The 22,813-nt window shown below is 27.6% G+C and carries 23 protein-coding genes; 18 read left to right on the top strand and 5 right to left on the bottom strand.

Features of this window, described 5'->3' with window-relative positions:
* Positions 1–3 precede the first annotated feature (3 nt).
* Positions 4–1,005, top strand: a complete 1,002-nt coding sequence (gene rfbB, locus OO712_RS09900; protein WP_109877766.1) for a dTDP-glucose 4,6-dehydratase — start codon at positions 4–6, stop codon at positions 1,003–1,005.
* Positions 1,006–1,016: 11 nt separating this feature from the next.
* Entirely contained in the window at positions 1,017–1,892 is an 876-nt protein-coding gene (gene rfbD, locus OO712_RS09905) for a dTDP-4-dehydrorhamnose reductase (protein WP_263970088.1), read from the top strand.
* A gap of 47 nt (positions 1,893–1,939) precedes the next feature.
* Here rfbD and OO712_RS09910 read toward each other — a convergent pair whose 3' ends face one another.
* Entirely contained in the window at positions 1,940–2,824 is an 885-nt protein-coding gene (locus OO712_RS09910; RefSeq protein WP_109877768.1) for a glycosyltransferase family 2 protein, read from the bottom strand.
* Between the two features lie 122 nt (positions 2,825–2,946).
* Here OO712_RS09910 and OO712_RS09915 point away from each other — a divergent pair, with 122 nt between their 5' ends.
* The gene (locus tag OO712_RS09915) at positions 2,947–4,431 is read left to right on the top strand and encodes a capsular polysaccharide export protein, LipB/KpsS family (protein WP_160049229.1); all 1,485 of its coding nucleotides are present in this window, start codon (positions 2,947–2,949) and stop codon (positions 4,429–4,431) included.
* A 36-nt stretch (positions 4,432–4,467) separates the two neighbouring features.
* Here the strand turns inward: OO712_RS09915 and OO712_RS09920 are convergent, their stop codons facing one another.
* A complete protein-coding gene (locus tag OO712_RS09920; RefSeq protein ID WP_146196015.1) occupies positions 4,468–5,394 on the bottom strand; it encodes a methyltransferase domain-containing protein in 927 nt (308 codons plus the stop codon).
* 130 nt (positions 5,395–5,524) lie between these two features.
* On the opposite strand from OO712_RS09920, the gene OO712_RS09925 reads away from it, so the two are divergent.
* Positions 5,525–7,051, top strand: coding sequence for a glycosyltransferase family 39 protein (locus tag OO712_RS09925; protein WP_109877771.1), 1,527 nt, complete (start codon positions 5,525–5,527; stop codon positions 7,049–7,051).
* A 10-nt stretch (positions 7,052–7,061) separates the two neighbouring features.
* Here OO712_RS09925 and OO712_RS09930 read toward each other — a convergent pair whose 3' ends face one another.
* A complete protein-coding gene (locus OO712_RS09930) occupies positions 7,062–8,066 on the bottom strand; it encodes a GDP-mannose 4,6-dehydratase (protein WP_109877772.1) in 1,005 nt (334 codons plus the stop codon).
* A 93-nt stretch (positions 8,067–8,159) separates the two neighbouring features.
* Between OO712_RS09930 and OO712_RS09935 the strand changes: the two genes are divergently transcribed.
* The 3 genes from OO712_RS09935 to OO712_RS09945 all read left to right on the top strand — a co-directional run bounded on the left by OO712_RS09935 (position 8,160) and on the right by OO712_RS09945 (position 10,554).
* On the top strand, positions 8,160–9,044 hold the full coding sequence (locus tag OO712_RS09935) for an NAD-dependent epimerase/dehydratase family protein (protein ID WP_160049230.1): 885 nt from the start codon (positions 8,160–8,162) through the stop codon (positions 9,042–9,044).
* A gap of 81 nt (positions 9,045–9,125) precedes the next feature.
* Positions 9,126–9,560 (top strand): cupin domain-containing protein, encoded by a 435-nt coding sequence (locus OO712_RS09940; protein ID WP_109877774.1) that lies wholly within the window; start codon positions 9,126–9,128, stop codon positions 9,558–9,560.
* A 1-nt stretch (position 9,561) separates the two neighbouring features.
* Entirely contained in the window at positions 9,562–10,554 is a 993-nt protein-coding gene (locus tag OO712_RS09945) for a Gfo/Idh/MocA family protein (RefSeq protein ID WP_109877775.1), read from the top strand.
* 28 nt (positions 10,555–10,582) lie between these two features.
* Here OO712_RS09945 and OO712_RS09950 read toward each other — a convergent pair whose 3' ends face one another.
* Positions 10,583–11,563 carry a glycosyltransferase gene (locus OO712_RS09950; protein WP_109877776.1) on the bottom strand — a complete coding sequence of 327 codons (981 nt, stop codon included), beginning with the start codon at positions 11,561–11,563 and terminating at the stop codon, positions 10,583–10,585.
* Positions 11,564–11,719: 156 nt separating this feature from the next.
* Between OO712_RS09950 and OO712_RS09955 the strand changes: the two genes are divergently transcribed.
* From OO712_RS09955 to OO712_RS09985, 7 genes are all read left to right on the top strand, one after another.
* Complete coding sequence (locus OO712_RS09955) at positions 11,720–12,109, top strand: hypothetical protein (RefSeq protein ID WP_109877777.1); 390 nt, start codon at positions 11,720–11,722, stop codon at positions 12,107–12,109.
* Position 12,110: 1 nt separating this feature from the next.
* Positions 12,111–12,512, top strand: coding sequence for a hypothetical protein (locus tag OO712_RS09960; RefSeq protein ID WP_109877778.1), 402 nt, complete (start codon positions 12,111–12,113; stop codon positions 12,510–12,512).
* A 93-nt stretch (positions 12,513–12,605) separates the two neighbouring features.
* Positions 12,606–13,661 carry a glucose-1-phosphate thymidylyltransferase gene (locus tag OO712_RS09965; RefSeq protein WP_109877883.1) on the top strand — a complete coding sequence of 352 codons (1,056 nt, stop codon included), beginning with the start codon at positions 12,606–12,608 and terminating at the stop codon, positions 13,659–13,661.
* A gap of 45 nt (positions 13,662–13,706) precedes the next feature.
* Positions 13,707–14,537, top strand: a complete 831-nt coding sequence (locus OO712_RS09970; RefSeq protein ID WP_109877779.1) for a polysaccharide deacetylase family protein — start codon at positions 13,707–13,709, stop codon at positions 14,535–14,537.
* Between the two features lie 71 nt (positions 14,538–14,608).
* Positions 14,609–16,168 (top strand): capsular polysaccharide export protein, LipB/KpsS family, encoded by a 1,560-nt coding sequence (locus OO712_RS09975; protein ID WP_109877780.1) that lies wholly within the window; start codon positions 14,609–14,611, stop codon positions 16,166–16,168.
* Between the two features lie 32 nt (positions 16,169–16,200).
* A complete protein-coding gene (locus tag OO712_RS09980; protein ID WP_109877781.1) occupies positions 16,201–17,184 on the top strand; it encodes a Gfo/Idh/MocA family protein in 984 nt (327 codons plus the stop codon).
* A gap of 8 nt (positions 17,185–17,192) precedes the next feature.
* The gene (locus OO712_RS09985; RefSeq protein WP_160049231.1) at positions 17,193–18,002 is read left to right on the top strand and encodes an SDR family oxidoreductase; all 810 of its coding nucleotides are present in this window, start codon (positions 17,193–17,195) and stop codon (positions 18,000–18,002) included.
* Here the strand turns inward: OO712_RS09985 and OO712_RS09990 are convergent, their stop codons facing one another.
* Positions 18,003–18,701: an acylneuraminate cytidylyltransferase family protein gene (locus OO712_RS09990; protein ID WP_160049232.1), complete on the bottom strand. Its 699-nt coding sequence runs from the start codon at positions 18,699–18,701 to the stop codon at positions 18,003–18,005.
* Between the two features lie 161 nt (positions 18,702–18,862).
* Between OO712_RS09990 and OO712_RS09995 the strand changes: the two genes are divergently transcribed.
* From OO712_RS09995 to OO712_RS10010, 4 genes are all read left to right on the top strand, one after another.
* A complete protein-coding gene (locus tag OO712_RS09995) occupies positions 18,863–19,753 on the top strand; it encodes a polysaccharide biosynthesis protein (RefSeq protein ID WP_109877784.1) in 891 nt (296 codons plus the stop codon).
* 153 nt (positions 19,754–19,906) lie between these two features.
* On the top strand, positions 19,907–20,821 hold the full coding sequence (locus OO712_RS10000) for an N-acetylneuraminate synthase family protein (protein ID WP_225866946.1): 915 nt from the start codon (positions 19,907–19,909) through the stop codon (positions 20,819–20,821).
* Positions 20,818–21,960, top strand: coding sequence for a UDP-N-acetylglucosamine 2-epimerase (neuC, locus tag OO712_RS10005; RefSeq protein ID WP_109877786.1), 1,143 nt, complete (start codon positions 20,818–20,820; stop codon positions 21,958–21,960). Before OO712_RS10000 ends, neuC begins: the two co-directional genes overlap by 4 nt.
* A gap of 25 nt (positions 21,961–21,985) precedes the next feature.
* The gene (locus tag OO712_RS10010; RefSeq protein WP_109877787.1) at positions 21,986–22,813 is read left to right on the top strand and encodes an NAD-dependent epimerase/dehydratase family protein; all 828 of its coding nucleotides are present in this window, start codon (positions 21,986–21,988) and stop codon (positions 22,811–22,813) included.

A 22,813-nucleotide genomic window follows, 5' to 3' on the forward strand; every position in this document is an offset into this window, starting at 1 on the left:
AATATGAAAATTTTAGTTTGTGGAGGAGCAGGATTTATTGGGAGTGCATTTATTAGAAATCATTTTAACAATCACCCAAAAGATGAAATAATAAATTTAGATTCACTTACAATAGGTTCGAATTTACTAAATCTGAAACAAATTGGACAAAATCAAAATTACCAATTTTTTAAAGAAGATATAAAAAATCAAGAAATTGTAAATAAATTAGCAAACGATGTAGATGTCATAGTTAATTTTGCAGCTGAATCTCATGTAGATAGAAGCATTGCAAATCCAAAACCATTCATAGAAACAAATATTCTTGGAACATATTCTTTATTAGAAGCTACAAAAAAATACAACAAATTATTCATTCATGTTTCAACTGATGAAGTTTATGGGGATGCAGAAGATTTAGATTCATTTACTGAGAAATCTTTGATTAAGCCTAGTAATCCTTATTCAGCTACAAAAGCATCTGCAGATCATTTAGTTGCCGCATATCATAGAACATATAACATAAAATGCATTACTACACGATGTACCAATAATTTTGGTCCTTTCCAATTCCCAGAAAAATTGATTCCTAAAACAATTATTAGAGCTAAAAAGAATCTGAAGGTTCCATTGTATGGAGACGGAAACCAAATTAGAAGTTGGATCTATGTATATGATCATGTACAAGCAATTGACGATCTAATTTTAAGAGGTGTTCATGGTCAGGAATATAATATTACTGCATGGAATGAAATTTCAAACAAAATAATCGTAGAAAAAATTCTAAAATTTCTTGGAAAATCGGATGATTTGATTGAACATGTTAAAGATAGACCAGGTCATGATAGAAGATATTCGATAGATGCCGCAAAAATTCAAAATGAAATTGGATGGAAACCAAAACATGAATTTGAGCAGGCTCTTAATGAAACAGTTGAATGGTATGAACAAAATCAGGAATGGTGGGAGCCATTAGTTGATGATAATTCTTTACATTCACAACCATGGACTCTTACCTGTAAATGACTAAAATTTTAGTGACTGGATCAACTGGGCTTGTTGGAAGACAAGTAGTAAGGGATCTTGTTAGGAAAAATTATGAAGTCTATGCTTGTTATAATAGAATAAAACCAGAATTTGGCATTCCTGTAAATCTAGATCTTTCAAAAACAGACAAAATAATCAGTGTTTTACACAGCATAAATCCAAATATAATAATTCATCTTGCAGCTATCACAGATTTAGAAAAATGTGAAATTCAAAGAGAACAAGCAGTTTTAATCAACACGGATTCAACTAGAATTCTGGCTAGAGAGTCAACAAAACTAGGTGCATTTTTTATTTATGTTTCAACAGATTATGTTTTTGATGGGACAGAAGGATATAGAAAAGAAGACGATATAACTAATCCACTAAATATTTATGGAAAATCAAAATTGGATGGCGAAATTGCTATAAGGGATTCAACATCAAAATATGCTATAATTAGAACTAGTACACCATTTGGATTACATTCAACAAAAAAAAGTTTTCCTTTATGGATTAAGGAGAATCTTGAAGGGGGAAAAGAAACATCTGTGTTAATTGATCAATTCACATCACCAACATATGTACCAAATCTTTCAAAAATGATCATAGAAGTAACACTAAAACAGATTATTGGTATCATTCATTTAGCTGGAGCTACAAGAATTTCTAGATATGAATTTGCCATAATGATTGCAGAAAAGCTTGATCTTGATAAATCATTACTAAAACCAATAAAAATTCAAGACATGAATTGGAAAGCTACAAGACCAAAAGACTCATCTCTAGATATTTCAAAAGCTAAAAAAATTTTGATGAACAAACCTGAAGAAATTGAATATGCCTTAGAAAATTTTATTTATGAAATAAAAAATCTTAAAAATTAAAAAATATTGAATATTTATTTATAAGAATTTGAAAAAGATTTTCAGTATTAATTTTGTCTGTTTTCCCTAACAACATTTACTATGGAATAAAGAATTGTAGCTGTAATTAATAAAATTGTGCCTAAGATCACCCCTCCAATACCAATAAGAGCAATATTTGTCATCACTACTCGTTCTTCAGAATAGATTTGCATAGTCCAAGCTCCAAAAATTAATCCCAAAATAAGAAAACATAATCCTGTCACTCCATAATACAAAAGAGGTCGTTCAATGGCTACATGTTTTACTGTACTCATAACAACTGAAGTTCCATGAGATATTGGTTCTTGAGAATGAGTATTATTTTCATAAGAAATAGTAATAGGAATTTCAGTTATCCTCATATTCTTTTTTGAAGCTTTAATGAGAATTTCTGTAGAAATTCCCATGCCTGATTCAGTGGGAAAAATTTGATCAATCACATTTTTTTTATATGCTCTGAAACCACTTTGTGAATCAGTTATCTTAGAACCCGTCATCACGTTAGTAAGTCCAGTGATTGTTTTAATGCCAATTTTTCTGTATGTTGGTAAACCTTTTGTTGTTCCAAGAAATCTTGAACCTATTACAATGTCTGCTTTATTATCATAGATTGGTTTTAACATTGAGTCAATTTCAGATATTTGATGTTGTCCATCTGCATCAAAAGTTACCAAAACATCACCTTCAATTTTTTTTGATTCATTAAAAATAGTTTTTATTGCAGAGCCATATCCCATGTTTTTGTCATGTTTTACAACATGAACGCCCATTAATGATGCAATTACAGATGTCATATCTGATGAACCATCATCACACACAATAATTTGGGCATATTTTTGCTTTAATTTTGCAATAATTGATCCTATATTTCTTTCTTCATTAAATGCAGGAATTCCAATTATTACTTTCAAATTATGATAGTTTCTTTTGATTGGTTATTTAAGGAGTGGCAATCTAAAATGCATAGAAACCTCATATCAAGTATTATTTTGTGGTTAATTTTTTAATATGAATATTCTCAACAAAGATGAAAATGAAATTATTATTTTGGATCAATGTATTTATGTTACATTTTGGATTATCTTATTATTTAAAGCAAAAACTTGATGCAGAATTTACTGCCATTATTGATACTCCCAATAAGCCGAAACAAATGTTTCTTAATCAAAAAATAGTTGATTTTAGAAAAACATGGTATTTTCACGATCATATTAAAAAAACAACAGTAAATCCAGATCTAGAATATTTATCAAGTTTTGAAAAAAAATATCATATTGATTTATGGAAACTGGCATTAAACGAAAGGCATTTTTATAGATTCAATAATTTTTATAAATTTACGACCAATGAAATTTTGAAATTTTTAGAACAAGAGTGTAAATTATTTGAACAAATTTTGGATGAAGTTAAACCAGATTATTTTTTGACATACGATCCACCATTTCATCATCAAAAATTATTAATGGATTTATGTAAAGCCAAAGGTATCAAGGTCTTATGTATTTTCATATCAAGATATAAAGATAAAAGCATTATTGCTGAAAGCGGTAGTACTTTTGATTTACCTCGAAATTTAGACATGATAGAATTGAATGAATCAGAGAAAAATGGACTAGATGAAATAATGAATGAATCTAGTTATAATGCGTTAACAAAAAAATGGACAAATGAAAGAAATGTTTCAACATCAAACAAACTCAAAGCTTTGACAGATTATGTACTATTTTCTGATTCCAAAAATACACAATCAAATTTTACTTATTATGGGAGAAATAAATTAAAAGTTATTCAAGATACCATTTCATTTTACATAAAGCGTGAATGGAGATCAAGATACTTGGAGAAAAATCTTAAAAAAGTAGTTGATTTAGATATTCCATTTGTGTATTATCCTCTCAATATTGATGCTGAATTAACTATTCTTCATTATGCTCCTTTTTTTACTAATCAAATTGAAATTATCAGACACATAGCAAAATCTCTTCCAGTTGATCATATGTTATATGTTAAGGAACATATTCATGCTGTCTTTAGAGGATGGAGAGAAACAAGTCAATATAAGGAATTAATTGAAATTCCGAATGTTGTTGTAATTCATCCTTCTTATTCTTCAAATGAGTTAGTTAAAAATAGTAAATTGGTGATTACTATCAGGGGAACTGCAACCATTGATGCAGCATATCAAAACAAACCTTCAATAATTTTTGGCGATATGGCACACGATATGTTACCATCAGTTTACAAAATTGAAAATCTTAGAGATTTACCTGAATTGATAAAAACCGCATTAAGGACACCAATTAATTCAGTGTATATTAACAAATATCTTAAGTTAATGAAAGAGAGAACTTTTGATTTTAATTGGTGGGATTATGAAAATAAAAGAAATAATCAATTTTATTCAGGAAATATTCTTTCTGATGTTGAATATCAAGAAAACGATGTAAAAGAATTTTTTGATAATAATAAAGAAATATTTGAAACATTAGCAAACGCGCATTTATCAAAAATCGAATGAATTAATTTACTTTAACAAGAATATTAATTATGAAAATTATTTTTCTAAAATAAATAAAAGATAGGGACTTTTTTCAAATTTAAAGGATTCTTGGCTAAAAAGTAGTGGTTTAAACAATTTAAAAAATATATCAACCCAAGGTTTTTTGATTTGTAACCGTTTTTCTGGGGATAATGCATCATTCATTTGTATTAAAAGATGAGCTATTGGTCTTAATCCAATATTCCATAAATCTAAAATGAACTCATTAGGATAGACATTTCTAGTTTCTTTAATTTTAAACCCTGCTTTTTTAAATAATTTAATCCATTCATCATAAGTTTTCAGTCCTTTGTATGAATCTCGTCGTTGCCTATCAAGAATGTCAATGGCTTCTTTGGAAAATAAATTATCTAGTTTATCTAAGGTTTCATGATGATATGGAGTCATAATTTGTAATACTAGTGTTCCATCAGGGCGAAGTATACGATACAAATCCGCAATTAAAAAATCTATAGTTTCAACCCAATATATCGAATTACTATAAATTGTTTTAAAGAAGTTATCTTCAAACGGTAGTTTCTTGTTGTTGTCATGCAGTATCAAATTTTTATAAATATTTAATGTTGCAGCTTTGTTTAGTAAAGTTTGTTTCCAATCAGTCCCATAATCAATTTGACTTTTTGGAGGAGAAATAATTTCTGGAGAATAATTTGGATCAAAGGCATCATAAATATCAACAAACGAATCATGTGAAAATTTTTCAGCTTGTGTAGATTTGAAATAATCAAAATTATCTGAAAAAGTACCTCCTAAATGAGTAAACATGTACATACCATCACCACAACTAAGATCTAAAGAAGGAGATTCAAATTTTATATCTTCCATAATGCCGCTTTTGAATGCTAGCAAAAGGCCATTTTCAGGCCTAAGCCAGAAAAGCTTAAGGAATTTTAACAATTTTTCTTCATAATTTTTATTCAATTACTCTACATCAAGATTCCAAATTAGCATGCATATTAATTCACTGTTAAGGTAAAATTGGATATAAAATCTAATAATAACAAAAGGGATAGGATATGTTTTTAGAATATCTTAATCCAAAAATATCAACATGATGAGTTTAAAATTAATTAAGAATGATATAAAAATTTCATTTTTAACCATTTTTCTAGCAGGATTAGGAATTAAATTATTTTATTTTCCTTATGATTTACCGTTGATTATTGATGGAATGGATAATTTTACATATGCTACTGCCATTAATTTTTACGGACATTTACCAACTGAATGGACTCCAATAAACAATGGATGGCCAATATTTGTTTCTTTTTGGTTTTCAATATTTGATTTAGAAAATTCGTTGCAGTATATGCAATTACAAAGAATAATTTCAGTTATTCTATCATCTATGATTACAATTCCAGTTTATTATTTATGTAAAAATTATTTTAACAAAAAAATCGCTCTAGTTGGTGCAGCGATTATTTCATTTGATCCTAGGATTATACTTAACTCGTTTTTGGGTATTACAGAACCATTATTCATATTATTAGGAATTTCATCGTTAGTAATTTTCTTAAAATATGAAAGAAAGCTAATGTTTATTTCATTTATTTTGGCATCATTTTGTACAATTGTTAGATCTGAAGGACTTTTTCTATTTTTTACATTAACTATTTTATTTTTTATTAAAAATAAAATTTCAAAGGAAATTTTAAGGACATATCTTCCATGCTTGTTGATTTTTATGATGATATTAATTCCTGTAATAAACTACAGAATTGAAGTTGTAGGATATGATGGAATATTTCAAAGAGCCATCATAGGAACAGATCAGATTATCGCAATTTCAAATAGTGATAAAAATTCAGAAATTATTGATGGAATTGGTCTTTTTATAAAATATTTAGGTTGGATAATGATTCCAAACTTTTTATTATTTTTCCCATTTGGAGTAATTCAGTATTTCAGAAATAGAACAAAAGAAACAAACTTTATCATGATTTTTTCAATAGTTTGCAGCATACCAATTATGTATGCTTATATCGTTCAGGCACAAGATACTAGATATCTCTACTTTTTGTTTCCTATTTTTTCGTTAGTATCACTTTATTCTGTTAAAACTTTTATTTCCAAGATTGCAAATAAAAATACAGCATTAGTAGTAATCATAATTGGAATTTTTATTAGTTCAATAGGGTTTTATGAATTTTTAAAGACTGACAGAGAGATTGAAAGAGAAAATTATGAGATTTCAAAAATTATTTCTGAAAAAGTCTCAGGAGTTAATTTTCATCCTTCTCAGACACAATACATAAGAGTTGGCGAATTACCAACCAAATGGCCTTTTGACTTTAATGATGATAAGCACAAAATAAAAATTATTTCTACAAATAATGAAAATGATTTAGAAGAGTATATTCTAAAAAACGATAGTGAATTAACACACTTAATTGTGGATGAAAATTCAAAACTCCCAAAATTTTTACAAGACGTGTATTATAATGAAGAAAAATTCAAGTATTTAGATAAAGTGTTTGATTCTAAAGATTTTAATTTCAATCAACATCTAAAATTATTTGAAATAAACTTTGAGAATTTTAATTCTAAGATTAATCAAGAGGAATTATCACAATAAACTGATATAATCAAGCGGTTCCTGCATCCCAAGGAAGATATTCGCCTTTCAATCTTTGTTCCCATCTGTGAATGTCTTCTTGAACCATAATCTTTACAAGATCATTAAATTTGGTTTTAGGTTTCCAGCCTAATTTTCGCTTAGCTTTAGAATAATCACCTTGGAGGTTGTTAACATCAAATGGTCTAAGATTTTTTTTACTTGTAGAAATATGTTTTTTAGAAATGTTGGCTATTTCGCAGGCTTTTTCAGCAAATTCCTTAACAGAATGGGATTCATTTGTGGCCATCACATAGTCGTCTGGATTTTTTACTTGTAAAGACTTCCAAATTCCCTCAACATATTCAGGTGCATATCCCCAATCTCTTTTGGCTGAAATATTTCCCAATTCCAGCTTTGTTGAAATTCCAAGAGAAATTTTGGCTACTTCGTTTGAAATTTTTCTCGTAACAAATTCTAATCCGCGTAAAGGTGATTCATGATTAAATAAAATTCCATTAACTGCATATAGATCATATGCTTCACGATATAGTTTTGTTTGCCAGTAAGCATATAATTTTGAAATTGCATATGGACTTGAAGGCATAAATGGTGTAGATTCGTTTTTTATTGATGATTTCTCAGAACCGAACATTTCACTAGAGGATGCCTGATAAAATTTAATTTTTTTATTGAATTTTAGAATTTCATCCAATACCCTTACTGTACCAAAACCGGTAACATCGCTAGTGTATAGAGGTTGATCAAATGAAGCGCCAACAAAACTTTGTGCAGCTAAATGATAGATTTCTGTTGGGTTTGATTCTTCGAAAGCATGATAAATTGAAGTTGAATCTAATACATCAGCTGGAATTAATTTGATTTTATTAGCGATTTTAAGATAATACAATCTCCAGAAATTACTAGAAGATTGTCTTCTAAAAGTGCCAAAAACAGTATATCCTTTTTTCAATAAGAAATGTGCTAGATATGCACCATCCTGACCGGTAATTCCAGTAATTAAAGCTCTAGTCACACATTACCACTTCATAGTTACTTTTTAAAACTATATAATAAATCAATAAAAAGAGAAATTGAAATATTGCATTAAATAAGATAAATTATAATTTTGGATGAAATACTCGTAACAGGAATTACTGGATTTATTGGCAATCATCTTGTTCCTGAACTATCTAAAAACTATAAAATTTTAGGCATATCAAAAAATAAAAAAAAATCTACAAAAAATTTCAAATTAAGAACTATGGATATTACAAAATCGGATTTTATATCACGTATTCCTTTTTCTAAAATTGTTCACATGGCAGCTTATAGTGATGTAAATTATTGCAATCTAAACCCAACAAAATGTTTTGAATTAAATGTTAAATCAACACAGAAAATGTTGGAAGTTGCAAGAAAAAATGATTCTAGTTTCATTTTTCTTAGTTCTAGTCATGTATATGGAACTCCACAAAAACTTCCACTTTCAGAAAAAGATCCTTGTTATCCTTTAACTCATTATGCTGCCAGTAAAAAAATGAGTGAAATATTGTGTGAAACATATTCACAAACTTATGATTTAGATATTAGAATTGCAAGAATTTTTTCTGTATATGGGCCAAAAAGCCCAAAATCAAATCTTGTTTTTAATATTATGAATCAAATGATTAATAATTCAAAAATAAAATTAGGAAATACTTCTCCTAAACGAGATTTTATTTTTATTAGTGATGTAATCAATGGTTTGATAAAAATTATAAATTCAAAGAGAAAAGGATTCCAGACATATAATATTGGTAGTGGTAACAGCACTTCGGTTAAAGAAATAGTTAAAACTTGTTTGAAAATACATGGTAAAAATTTAGAATTGATTTCTTCTAAAGAAAAAATTAGGAAAAATGAAATATCAGATATCTATGCCAATATTACTAAGATGAAGTCAGAATTTAATTGGAAACCTCAAGTTTCATTAAAGAGGGGTTTAGAAATTACATATAATTATTATAATTAACTAATAATATTACAAAATCATTAACCAGAAATATAGTATAATGAACTAAAAAGATAAATTGTTTAATAGAAAAATGGCTATATGAAAATTGAAAGATTACTACCTACAGCAAATCTCAATACAGTAAGAGATGGGAGAGGTGGGATTTTTACATTTATTCCTAAAGATCCAATTGTAGAATTTAATTTTAATTATATTAAAGCAGGAAAAATCCGTGGAAATCATTTTCATCCAGAATTTGACGAATATTTTCTAATTACTGAAGGGGAAGGAGTTCTTGTCACAAAAGAAGATGAATCAGAAGAAGAATTTATTTTTTTGAGTAAAGGTCAATGCACACATACACCAAAAGGTACAAAACATGTTTTCATAGCAATAACTGATTGTATAGCAGTTGCAATGTTGACAAAAAAATGGGAGAATTGTCAAAATCCCATAATTCATGTAAATATGGGAATGGGTAAAGGTGATCATGGAGATCCTTTATCTCCTTATTTTAAATCAAAAAAACTATAAAATGACTTTAAAAATTGGTTTGATTGGTTGTTCAAGAGTTGCAAAAAATAAAATCATTCCTGCAGTACACTTTTCAGATTTTATTTCCATAAATGCTGTTGGAAGTAGAACAAACTCAAAAGCAAAACAATATTCAAAAGAAATTGGTTGTAAAACATATGGAAATTATGAAGATGTAATTGCTTCAGATATTGATTGTGTATACATTTCATTACCAGATGGATTACATGAAAAATGGGCAATTAAAGCTGCAGAAGCGGGATTGCACATACTATGTGAAAAATCATCAACAACATCATATGAATCTGCAAAAAATATTATTAATGCGTGTAAATTATACAATACGCGTATTTTAGAATGTTTTTCATTTAGATTTCATCCACAACACAAAAAAGTATTACAGTTAATTGAAAAGAATGAGTTAGGAAAAATTTATAATTTTATTGGGAATTTTGGATATCCAAAACCTGATAATGAAAATATTAGATTAAAAAAGGAATTAGGTGGCGGAATATTAAATGATGCCTGTTGTTATCCTATTTGTGCAAGCAGGATTATTTTTAATGAAGAACCAATTGGAGTTATGAGTAATTTGATAATGGATCCCATAGTAGATATTGATATCAGTGCAAGCGTGTTTCTGATGTATAAAGACAAAAATGCATATGCTGAATCAGGATTTGATAGAAATTTCAAATCTAATTATGAAGTTTGGGGTTCAAAAGGAAATATCATGTTAAATCGGGCCTATGCAGTTCCAAATAATTTTGAAACACAAATCTATTTTACAAAAAATGATAATACTGAAACTATCAAAATAGATGCAGTTGATCAAACATTCTTAATGCTTAAAACATTTTATGAAGAGATATTCAAATTTAAAAAAAGTAGTTTCAATTTTGAAGAGGATTTATTAAAACAAGCTAAAATTTTAGAGGCCGCAAGATTATCGAGTAAAAAGAAAAAAATTATCTATTTGGATGAGATCGATTAGTTAAAAATTATTTTGTATAAATTGACAATTAGCTAGTTAATTCATCATAAAGTTTAATGACTTTTTGAATTTCAATTTCTGCATTGTATTTTTTAAAAATTTCATTTCTAAGTTTTTTCCCTAAATCAAGACGTACACTTTCATCTTCTAAATAATAAATTTGATTAACTAGATCTTCTTTAGTTTTACCAATACATACATAATCATTTTGAAAATCTATGTTCCCTACTGGTGTTGTAATAATTGGCATCTGACAAGCAGCAGCCTCAACAAATTTTGTTTTTGATCCAAGATAATATGCATAATCAGGATAAGGTGCTAGTAAAACGCTACAAGTTCTAAGTGTTTCAATGTAATTGTTAACTTTTCCAGTAAAAGTGGTATTTTTAAATTTTAAACCATTTCGAAAATATTTATCAGCAGGTCCAATAAACACAAAATCAATATTTTGAAATTTTTTAACTATAAATTTTATCATATCAAACCCAAAATAATTTAATTTTCCAGGTAGAAAAGGTCCTACTAAAGCAATTTTCAAGGATTTGCAATTGGTAGGAATGTAACTTTCGGGAAAAACAGCATTTCTTACGATTGTAGAATTTTGAATATTTTTTACTTTTTCATAAATATTCTCTCCAGCACAAATAATATGTTTAGAATTTTGAAATATTTTTGTCTCAAGTTTTTTATAATGATAAGATTTTGCTTTAAAAGCCCATCTGCGCCATGAATGAAAAGGATAGCCATATGACATATGTGCTGAATAAACATATTCGAGTCCATGTGCATCAACAATATATGGAATATTTTCAAGGAATCGTCCACTATGTTGTTGAGCATGAACTAGATTATTGGAGAGTTTAGAAACTTTAGTTTCATCAAAGTCATCAATTAATTCAATATCTAAAAATCCTTTTCTTTTAAGCGCTTTAATTTCCCAATGAGCCCTATTTCCACTTGCATTAATACCATCAATTTTGTGCTCAGTGATCATAGAAACTTTAGTCATTTTTCTTCATCTTTGTATTTTTAATTAAAATCTTTTTAATAACGATAAAAAAATCATATGAAAAAATGATTTTCTAAATTATGTACTATATTAAAAATAATTACCATAAATCAGTTTTTCAATCTTTATTTAGAAGACTTATTCAGAGAAGAATTAATGAAGGAAGGTTGGGCAAGACGTCGTTGGTGGGAATTCAGACAAGGGCATAGTGTATATCTAATTTTTGTATTAACGTTCATTAATTTTATTTTAATTGCATATAGATTATTAATTGAACGTGTTATATTTTTTAAAGAATTAATTCCAGAGTTATGGATTTTTGCTGTAATGTTCATAATTTTTTATATCCCAGCTGCTACATTAATTGGTTATTGGCATAGAAAAACTCAATTACGAGTTGAAACAACTCTAGTCCAACAACAAAATCCTGTATTAGCTAGAATGATTAGGACATTATTAGATGTACAAACTGGGAAGGCATCAGAAGAAGAGATTGCAGAATTTAGGAAAATGTTAAACAACATAGAAAAAAGATTGGGAAGTTAAAATGAATCTTAAGAAAAATTTCTTGAGAAAGCTTTGGTGGGATGGAAGGATGGGGCATTCAAACTACCTCATGTTTTTTTTAGCATTTGTAAATTTTATTTTAATTACATATAGCTTCTTAATTGAAGGAAATGAAATATTTGAACAATATATATCAGATTTAGGATTATTTACAGTAATTTTTCTGATATTTTATTTTCCAGTTTCCATATTAATTGGTAGATGGCATACAAAAACTCAGATTAGTGTTGAAATGACTATGAAAATGAATGAAGATCCAATAATGGCAAAAATGATTAGGACATTATTAGATGTACAAACTGGGAAGGCATCAGAAGAAGAGATTGCAGAATTTAGGAAGATAGTTGCAGAAATTGAAAAACAAGATATTAATGAATTTTGAATAGTTATTTGAGATTTGGGCGTGTTAAAAAAAATCAATATTAAGTCAATTATTTTCAGATTACTTAAATTAGAAGAAAAATCTTCATCAAGAATGAAAGGGATTATTTTACATGGAGGTCATGGAACAAGATTACGACCTCTTACACACACGGGTCCAAAACAATTGTTACCAATAGCAAATAAACCAATGTCTAATTATTGTGTAGAAACATTAATTCAAGCGGGTATACATGATATTGTCTTTATAGTTGGCGGTGTTGGTTCAGAAAAAGTAAATGAATTTTATGGTAATGGTGAAAAATTTGGTGCTAAATTTTCATACATAGAACAAGATTTCCCTAAAGGAATAGCTCATGCAATTTCACTATGTCAAGAGTTTATTGATGGAGAAAAATTTGTGGTTTTTCTAGGAGATAATATAATCAATAAAGATATTAGTAAATTTATTTCTGATTTTAAAACATCTAATTCATTTGCATCATTGTTATTATGTGAAGTTGAAAACCCCTCACAATTTGGAATTGCCGAAATAAAAAATAATAAAATAATTAACATTACAGAAAAACCAAAAAACCCTTCATCTAATCTTGCAGTTACTGGAATTTACTGTTTAACACCACATATCTTTGAAGTAATAAAAAAATTGACGCCATCCTGGAGAAATGAATTAGAAATAGCGGATGCACTTCAAATCTTAATTAAAGAAGATAAAGAGGTAACATTTGAAATGATTACAGATTTTTGGAAAGATACAGGTACTCCAAAGGACATAATTGAAGCAAATAGAAAAATTCTTGAAAATATGGAAGGGTTTCAAAAAGGAGAAAAAGAAGAGGGTGTAAAAATTACAGGAAAAGTTATGATTGATGAAGGTGTAAAAATTGAAAATGGGGTAAAAATTACAGGTCCTGTGATTATTGGAAAAAATTGTATTATTGGAGAAAATTCTGAAATTAAAGGAAATACAAGCATTGGAGAAAATTCTGAAATTAAAGGATGCGTAATTTCTGATTCCATCATCATGTCAAATTGTGTACTTGAAGGGAAATTTGAAATAAAAAATAGTATAATTGGATCAAACTCCAGAATTCAAAAAAATCAAGATAAAAAATTTCTTTTAGGAGAAGGTTCTCAAATATCAATATAGATGGAGAAATCATAAAAGGATGGTTTTGAATATAGGACTAAAGAATTGAATTTACTAGGAATAGATTTTGAAGATTGGTATCATCCTCAATTAGTAGAGCCTTTTGTACCTGATGCAAAAAAGATTCCAACAATGTTCAAAGGATTAGATAAAATTTTAGAATTATTAAGAAAGTACGATATCAAAGCAACATTTTTTCTTGTTGGGGAATTACTTAGTTCAAATCCAGAAATACTTGACAAAATTTTAGCTGATCAACATGAAATTGGATTTCATACTATGAAACATACAAGGCTAGATGTTCCAAATTTTAAACCTATTTTTAAAGAAGAAATCAAAGAATTCAATAAAATTACATCTGGAAAATCAATAGGATTCAGAGCTCCAACATTTTCCATTAATGAGAAAAGTTCTTGGGTTATTGATGAATTAGCAGATAATAACTACAAATATGATAGTAGTATAATTCCTGCTAAAACTAACTTATATGGAATTCCAAAAGCAGAAAAATCACCTTATAAAATTACTAGTGAAAATTTAGATAAAAATGATGAAAAAGGCTCTTTGATAGAATTTCCTTTATTAGTTACAAAATTCTTAGGTAAGACCATACCAGCTGCAGGAGGATTTTATTTGAGAAGTCTTCCATTAAAAATTATAAAAAATGCAATAAAATCTTATGAAAGAAATGAAATACCATCAAGTTTTTATATACATTCATGGGAATTAACTCCTGAATTTATCCCAAAAATAAAATTACCTATAAAAAATCGATTCATCACATTTCATAAAATAGAAAAAACATTTTCTAAAATGGAAAATCTTTTTAATGAATTTGATTTTACATCGTTCAATTCATATTTCAAAAAAATTTAATCATTAATTTTTATTTATTAAACTAGTTTGAATTCACAACACATATCTTGAATATATATAAAAACTCCAATATGGAAAAAAATAATCTTCAGAAGAACATTCAAAAGGAATTAGATCAAGAAAAAGATGTAATTTTAGTTTGGTTAGATTTTGGACCATATTCGTATATTAATTTGGCCATAATTTCTGAATTAAACAAACTAAAGAAATTTGATTTTATAGGAATTGTGACTACACAACAAGATCTGAGTTTTTTTCAAAATCAAAAATTCATCACATTTAAAAAATTATACTATTATCCTAAATGTTATATCGGTAAAACAACATATAATTTAGAAAATTTAAAGAGATACGAAAATGAGTTTGGATTATATCTTTGGTTAGATATTTTTTCTGAAAGAAGTTTTTACAGATTTTGGACACATTTTCATAAATTTACACGGGAAGAAATTCTAATAATCATAGAAAATTCGATTGAATTTTTTATCAATATTCTAGAAAAATATAAACCAAAAAAAATTCTCATGCAACAAGCAGGTGAAAATGTATCTAATTTACTTCTGTATAGAATTGCCAAAAAAATAGATATTGAAACTTTAATGCCTATAAATTTACATTTAAGAAATCGAATCCATATTTCGAATAATTTTACGAGTAATGAAATTTCAGAAATATTTTTGAAAGCAAAAACAAAATATGTGAATCAAGCAAAAAAATACGATAAAGAATTTTTGAAAGCAAGTGATCATACTGTTACTTTAAAAACAGTAGCTGATTTCGATTCAAGCATACCAACATTTTCTAAAAAAATCAAACATTATATCAGAAGATTATCAAATGAGTTAGAACCTACATACAACAATAGAGGTAAAACAAAATCCAATATGCTGATTTATAGAATAAAAAATTACTTTGAAATAAAGAAAAGAAAACTGTTCTTGGATAACAATTCAAGTAAAATAATTAAAGATGAGAAATTTTTCTATTTTCCACTTCAAAGTGAACCTGAAGCAACAATTCTAGCATTTTCTCCATTTTTTAGTAACCAAATTGCTTTAATTGAAACAATTGTAAAAGCTATTCCAATTGATTCAATTTTATATGTAAAAGAACATCCAACTCAAAAAGAAAAATTTTGGAGATCAGTTAAAGATTATCAGAAAATTTTAGATATTCCTAATGTAAAATTAATTCATCCAGATGTAAATTCATTAAAAGTTGTAGAAAAGAGTCAAGGGATAATATGTATTTCAGGTTCAACAGGATTTGAGGCATTATTCTATAAAAAACCTGTAATAATTTTTGGCGATGAACATTATGAAAAATTATCAATGGTAACAAAAATTAGCAACATTAGTAATTTATCTCAAGAAATTAAAAGCGCTATAGATAATTTTGAGTTTAATGAAAATGAATTGAATATTTTTATTAGAACTTTGAATGAATGTTCATTATCTATACCATATGCTTCAATAATGAAAGAAGGAGTCTTTTTATCATCAATTCAACGAAATGGTGAAAATTTCAATGTAACAAATACATATTTTCAAAAATTTGTTAAGAGGTATGAAACAGAATTTAAATTGATTTCGAAGGAAATCTTAACTAGATTTTCTGAAACCAGTCAATAATTTAATATTCTATGTAAAAAGTCATCAGTTACTTGAAAATAGCTGTTATAGGATATGGTTCTATAGGAAAGAGACATGTTCAGAATTTATTATCAATTCCAGATACAGAAATAATTATTTGCACTAAACAAAAAATAAAAAATCCGTCTACAAAAAATGTTAAAATTGTTAAATCCATTTCTGATTGTATAAAAGAAAAGCCTAAAGTTGGAATAATTGCAAATGAATCTAGTTTTCACATTCAAATAGCCATGAAACTAGCAAAATCCGGGATGGATTTATTTATTGAAAAACCATTATCAAATTCATTTTTTGGAACAAAAGAATTGGTTAGAATAATTAAAAAAAAGAAGATTATTACACAAATGGGATGTCAATTTCGCTTTCATAGATGTATAAAGGAAATTAAACATATGATATCCACCTGCAAACTGGGAAAAGTAATCTCAGTCAGTGCCGAATGTGGATCGTTTTTACCTGAGTGGCATCCTCATGAAGACTATACAAAAAGCTATGCAGCTAGAGAGGATTTAGGAGGCGGAGTAGTACTAACAAATATTCACGAAATAGATTATCTTTATTGGTTTTTTGGGGATGTATCTAAAGTATTTTCAATCACTGGTAAGTTTAGCGAGTTAAAAATTTCTGCAGATGATCTTTGTGTTGGAATATTGCAATTTAAAAATAAAGTAATTGCAGAACTACATTTAGATTATTTTCAAAAGCCAGATTTTAGAAGTTGTAAAATAATTGGAACAAAGGGAACGGTGATTTGGGATTCTGATACAAATAATGTAATGTTCTATGATAATAAAAAAAACAAATGGGTTAAAATCTTAAAATGGACAAGGTATGATAGGAACTCGATGTTTAAAGAGGAAATAATACATTTCTTACATTGTGTGAAAAAAAGAGAAACAACAATCAATCCAGTTGAGAAAGATGGAGTAAATACATTGAAAATTGCTCTTTCCATAATAAAGTCCTCAAAATCAAGGAGAGTAGTAAAGACATGAAGGAGAATTTGAGTCAAAAATTATTTGATCTTTCTAACAAAGTAATAGTTCTAACAGGAAGTGCAGGGCGTTTAGGTTCAAATTTTGCACATATTCTTGGAGATGCTGGGGCAAATCTTATCTTAGTAGATATAGATTACAAAAAGAATGAAAAAATAGAGAAAATTATATCTAAAAAATTTGGAATTAAAACAATTTGCTCTAATGCAGATATAACAAAAAAAGCAGAATTAGAAGAACTTTGTAAGTTATCCGTTAAGAAGTTTGGAAGGATAGATGGACTCGTAAATAATGCATTTTACAGCCCACGAACAAATATAAAAAATTCAGCAATGAAATTTGAAGAATATCAGTCAGATTTATGGAATGATGTGGTTTCAGTAAATTTAACAGGAGTTTTTCTTTGTTGCCAAATATTTGGAAAAATTATGTCAAAACAAAAAACTCAAAGTTCTATTGTAAATATATCATCAATATATGGAATTAATGGTGCAGATCAAAGAATTTATGGTAAAAGTAAATTAAATTCTCCACCATCTTACGCTGCAACAAAAGGAGCGATAGTAAACTTTACTAGATATTTAGCAGCGTATTGGAATAAAAAAAATATTCGTGTAAATACAATGACATTAGGTGGAGTATTAGACGAGTCATATATGGATAAAAAATTTATTAAAAATTACTCAGAAAAAACGATAATTGGAAGAATGGCAAATAGTGACGAATATAATGGAGCATTATTATTTTTGTTATCTAATGCATCGTCATATATGACTGGAGCGAATCTCGTGTTAGATGGTGGATGGAGTGCATGGTAATTAAGATGGGATTAATTTTTGTTTTATCATCATTTCAGCTAATCTAAATTCAATTTCAGTATCAATCATGTGACCACATTCAAGAGGTATTTCAAGGGGTAGAGATTTGGGCAAAATTGGATTTTTATATTTTAAAAATTGAGCAACATCATAAACAAATAATCCATTGAGTTGGTAGACAATGGGGGCTTCCTGTCTACTTTTTGGTCGATTTTTTAATTTTTTACAAAGTCGAAGAAATCCTGATAAATCTTTTTCCATCATATTGAAATATGGATTGAAATGCTGTCTGTAAACTCCATAAACAGCATTTGGTTTTTTATTTTTCAGAAGATCAATTGCCTTTTTCATATCCGATATTCTAATGAAGGGTACAGTACAGTCTCTATTTACTAAAACATCAAATTGATAATCTAGTTGTCTGAGTTGTTTAATTCCATGAAGCATTACATCTGCAAAACCAGTAGAATCAGATGCGAGATTTTTTGGACGCTTAAATGGAACTTCAGCGCCATATTTTTTTGAAATTTTTGCAATTTCAGGATCTTCAGTAGATACAATCACATGATTGAAAAGTCTAGATTCAAGAGCAGATTCAATAGCATAAGCAATTAGAGGTTTTTTATTTAATAAACGAATATTTTTCCTAGGGACACCCTTTGAACCTCCTCTAGCACCTATAAAGCAAATAGTTTTCAAAATTTCTATTTCACTAAACTTTTGTGTGTTAAATAAATTACTAGTTAGAGAAATCAAGGAAAAAAGGCATGAAAGTAATCATTAAAAATTAATGAACTTTACACAAATATGAAGATTAATCAGATAAGATTAAAAATGGAATTTCTTTCTATGAAATATTTATGGATAAAATTCAAAAACGGGCTCTTACCAAAGAGTTAAAGAATAAATCAGTTCTTGTAACTGGTGGAGCTGGAAGTATAGGTTCAGTATTAGTTGAAACACTTCTTGAATTTCCAGTTCAATCTGTAAGAGTTTTAGATATTGATGAATATGCTTTGGCAAAATTAGGTAAAAAATTAAAGGATTCCAGATTAAGGATTTTGCTTGGAAGTATTTTGGATCAAGATAGAGTAGACATGGCAGCAGACGGAATCGATATTGTATTTCATCTTGCTGCAATCAAGAATATCGAAATTTCGGAATTTAATCCAATTGAGACAATTGATACTAACGTAAACGGAACTGCAAATATAATTAAAATGCTGATCAAAAAAAGACCTTCAAAATTTATTAATATCAGTACGGATAAAGCAGCCGATGCTTCTACTCTTTATGGAAATACAAAACAACTTGGAGAAAGACTTGCAAGTTGGGCTGGTGTTCATATCAAAGGAACGAAATCAGCAACGGTTAGATTTGGAAATGTAATTGAATCAAGAGGAAATGTTTTTGAAGTTTGGAACGAAGAAAAGAAAAACAACAAGCCTTTATCTATAACAGAGCCTTCAATGAAAAGATATTTTATCCATTCAGATGAAGTGATAGATTTTATTCTAAAATGTCTGTTAATGGCAAAAGCAGGCGAAGTTTTTATCCCAAAAATGCAATCTTTTAATATAAAAAAATTAGCAGATGATATTTCAAAATCTCAAAAAGTTATTGGACTTAGACGGGGGGAAAAATTAGAAGAGATTTTGTTGAACAATGAAGAAAAATCCAGAGCTGTGGAAAAAAGTAACATGTGGATTATCAAACCATATGAAAAAATAGTAAAAAATAAGATGGACTAGATTAAATTAATACATAACAAGAATGGTAACCAAATATTGAAAGATATTAAAATTGGAAATCGAATAATAGGTGAACATCATCCAGTTTTTGTAATTGCCGAAGCAGGAATAAACCACAATGGTTCACTTTTAATTGCTAAAAAATTAGTGGATATGGCAAAAAAAGCAGGTGCTGACTGCATTAAATTTCAAACTCACATAACAGAAGAAGAAATGACAAAGACAAAAATTTTACCAGGAAAGATTTCAAAAAAACCGCTATGGGACATAATTAAGAGTTGTGAATTGAATGTAGATGAAGAAAAGAAATTAAATGAGTATTGCAAAAAAAGAAAAATTATTTTTTTATCTACACCATTTTCTATTCCTGCAATAGATAGACTAGAAAAAATTAAAATGCCAGCATATAAAATTGGTTCAGGTGAATTAACAAATTTGCCATTTTTAAAAGCTATTGCACAAACTAAGAAACCAGTAATTCTTTCAACAGGAATGTCTGAATTAAGTGAAATTAAAGAAACAGTGAAATTATTTAAAAAATCAAAAATACCATTAGCTATTCTTCAAACAACATCAGAATATCCATGTGATTATAAAGATGTTAATTTACTAGTTATAGATAATTATAAAAAATTATTTAATTTACCGGTTGGAATTTCAGATCATTCATTGGGAATTTATACGGTTTTAGGAGCTGTAGCCAGAGGAGCATGTATAGTTGAAAAACACATAACACTAGATAAAAAAATGCCGGGTCCGGATCAGAAAATATCATTGGAATTTAATGAATTAAAAGAATTAGTTAAAGGATGTAGAGCAATTAAACTTGCATTAGGAAGCACTAAAAAAATTCTTAAAGGCGAATTAGAAGTTTTAAACTTTGCAAGAGAATCAGTAGTAACTAAAGAAAAAATATCCAAGGGGGAAATATTCACTGAGGCAAATTTGATAACAAAAAGGCCTAACACTGGAGAAATTCCTGCAAAAAATTTCTACATGATTCTTGGAAAAAAGGCTAAAAAAGACATTCAAAAAAATAAACAGCTGAAATTTAGTGATATAGTTTGAGGAAAAAAATTTTATTTGTAACTGAACGTAGAGCAGATTATTCAAAACTACGTCCAGTTATTAATGAAATAAAAAAATCAAAAAAATTTGATTACTATTTAGTTGTAACAGGAAGTCATCTATTAAAAAAACACGGCTACACAATTAATGAGATCAAGAATGATGGATTTCATATATACAAAAAATTCAAAATGTTTGAAGAAAATGATGATGATTCCCCAGCAACAATGACCATGGCTTTTGGCAAAGCAGTTATCAATTTAACCAAAATAATAAAATCGTTAAAACCAGATTTAATTTTCTCAGGTTTTGATATTGGCGCTAATTTTGCAGCTGCAATTATAGGCGCACACATGAATATTCACGTTGCTCATTTAGAAGGAGGAGAGATAACAGGAACAATAGACGAATCAATAAGACATGCAATTTCTAAATTTGCTCATATTCATTTTACAAGTAATACGCAAGCAACAAAAAGACTAATCAAAATGGGGGAATTGCCAAAAAATATTTTTACAGTAGGAAATCCATCATTAGACGTAATAAAATCTATAAAATTTATTCCCAAGAAAAAATTGGAAGATGAGTTTAACATTAATTTGGAAAAACCGTTATTATTGGTTGTTCAACATACTGTAACAACAGAAATTAATAAAATTGACAAGTATTTCTCAGAGACAATAAATGCAATTAAAGATACAAACATTCAAACCATAATTATTTCAGGAAATGTAGATGCAGGTTCACAAAAAATTAAAAAAATTATCAAAAATTCAAATATATCAAATTATGAAAACTTACCATTCATCAAATACATTAGTTTACTGTACTATTCTTCAGCAATAATAGGTAATTCTAGTAGTGGAATAATGGAAGCGCCATTTTTACATATTCCTTCTATCAATATTGGTACACGTCAAGAAGGGAGAGGAAAAACAAAAAGTATCATAAATGTAAAATATGATAAAAATAAAATCAAAATGGCAATCAATAAGGTATTAACAGACAAAAAATTCTTAAATTCAATTAAAAAACAAAAAAATCAACACGGTAATGGAATAGCATCTAAGAAAATAATTCAAATTTTAGAAAAATTAAATTTTGAAAATATATCAATTCAAAAAAAATTAGCATATTAAAATAACCATATTCACAACAAATTTTATGACTAAAATACTTGTTACAGGTTCTAAAGGATTTATTGGAAAACAAGTTGTTGAGCACTTGAAATCAAGTGATATTATTTCCGATTCAATTGATTCAAAACGAGTTGATTTAAAAAATATTGAAGAGGTGATGAAACTTAACAAATCAGATATAGTCATACATTTAGGTGGAAAAACAATAAAAGGATTAGAATGGAACGAATATTTTTACAATAATGTTATTGGGACATTAAATATTTTAGAATATTGTATTAAAAAAAATATTAAAAAAATGATTTTTGTAAGTAGTTATGTTTATGGAAATCCTAAATATTCTCCAATTGATGAAAAACATCCGATATTACCACATAATGCATATACAAGAAGCAAATATCTTGCAGAACAATTATGTGAATTTTTTGCCAAAAATTCTGATCTTAATGTAATTATTTTAAGACCATTCAATATTTTTGGTAAAACATTACCAAAAGGTTTTCTTATTTCGAATTTGTTAAAATCAATTAAAACTAATGAGAAAATTACAATTGTCAATAAAAATAGTAGAAGAGATTTTTTACATGTTGATGATCTAACAGATGTGATTTTAAAGATAAAAGATTATGACTGTAAATTTGAGATTTTCAATATTGGTTCAGGAAAATCATATTCATTTAATGAAATTATTGAAAAAATAGAGAAAATAAAGAAAATTAAACTCAATGTACAATATGAAGAGGACAAAGAAAATTTTATTGAAGATATTGTAGCAGATATATCTAAACTCAAAAATAAAATAAAATGGAATCCAATGATATCATTTGATGAAGGTTTACAAAAATGCAAATAA

This window comes from Nitrosopumilus zosterae (assembly GCF_025998175.1).
In the GTDB taxonomy this organism is placed as follows: Archaea; Thermoproteota; Nitrososphaeria; order Nitrososphaerales; family Nitrosopumilaceae; genus Nitrosopumilus; species Nitrosopumilus zosterae.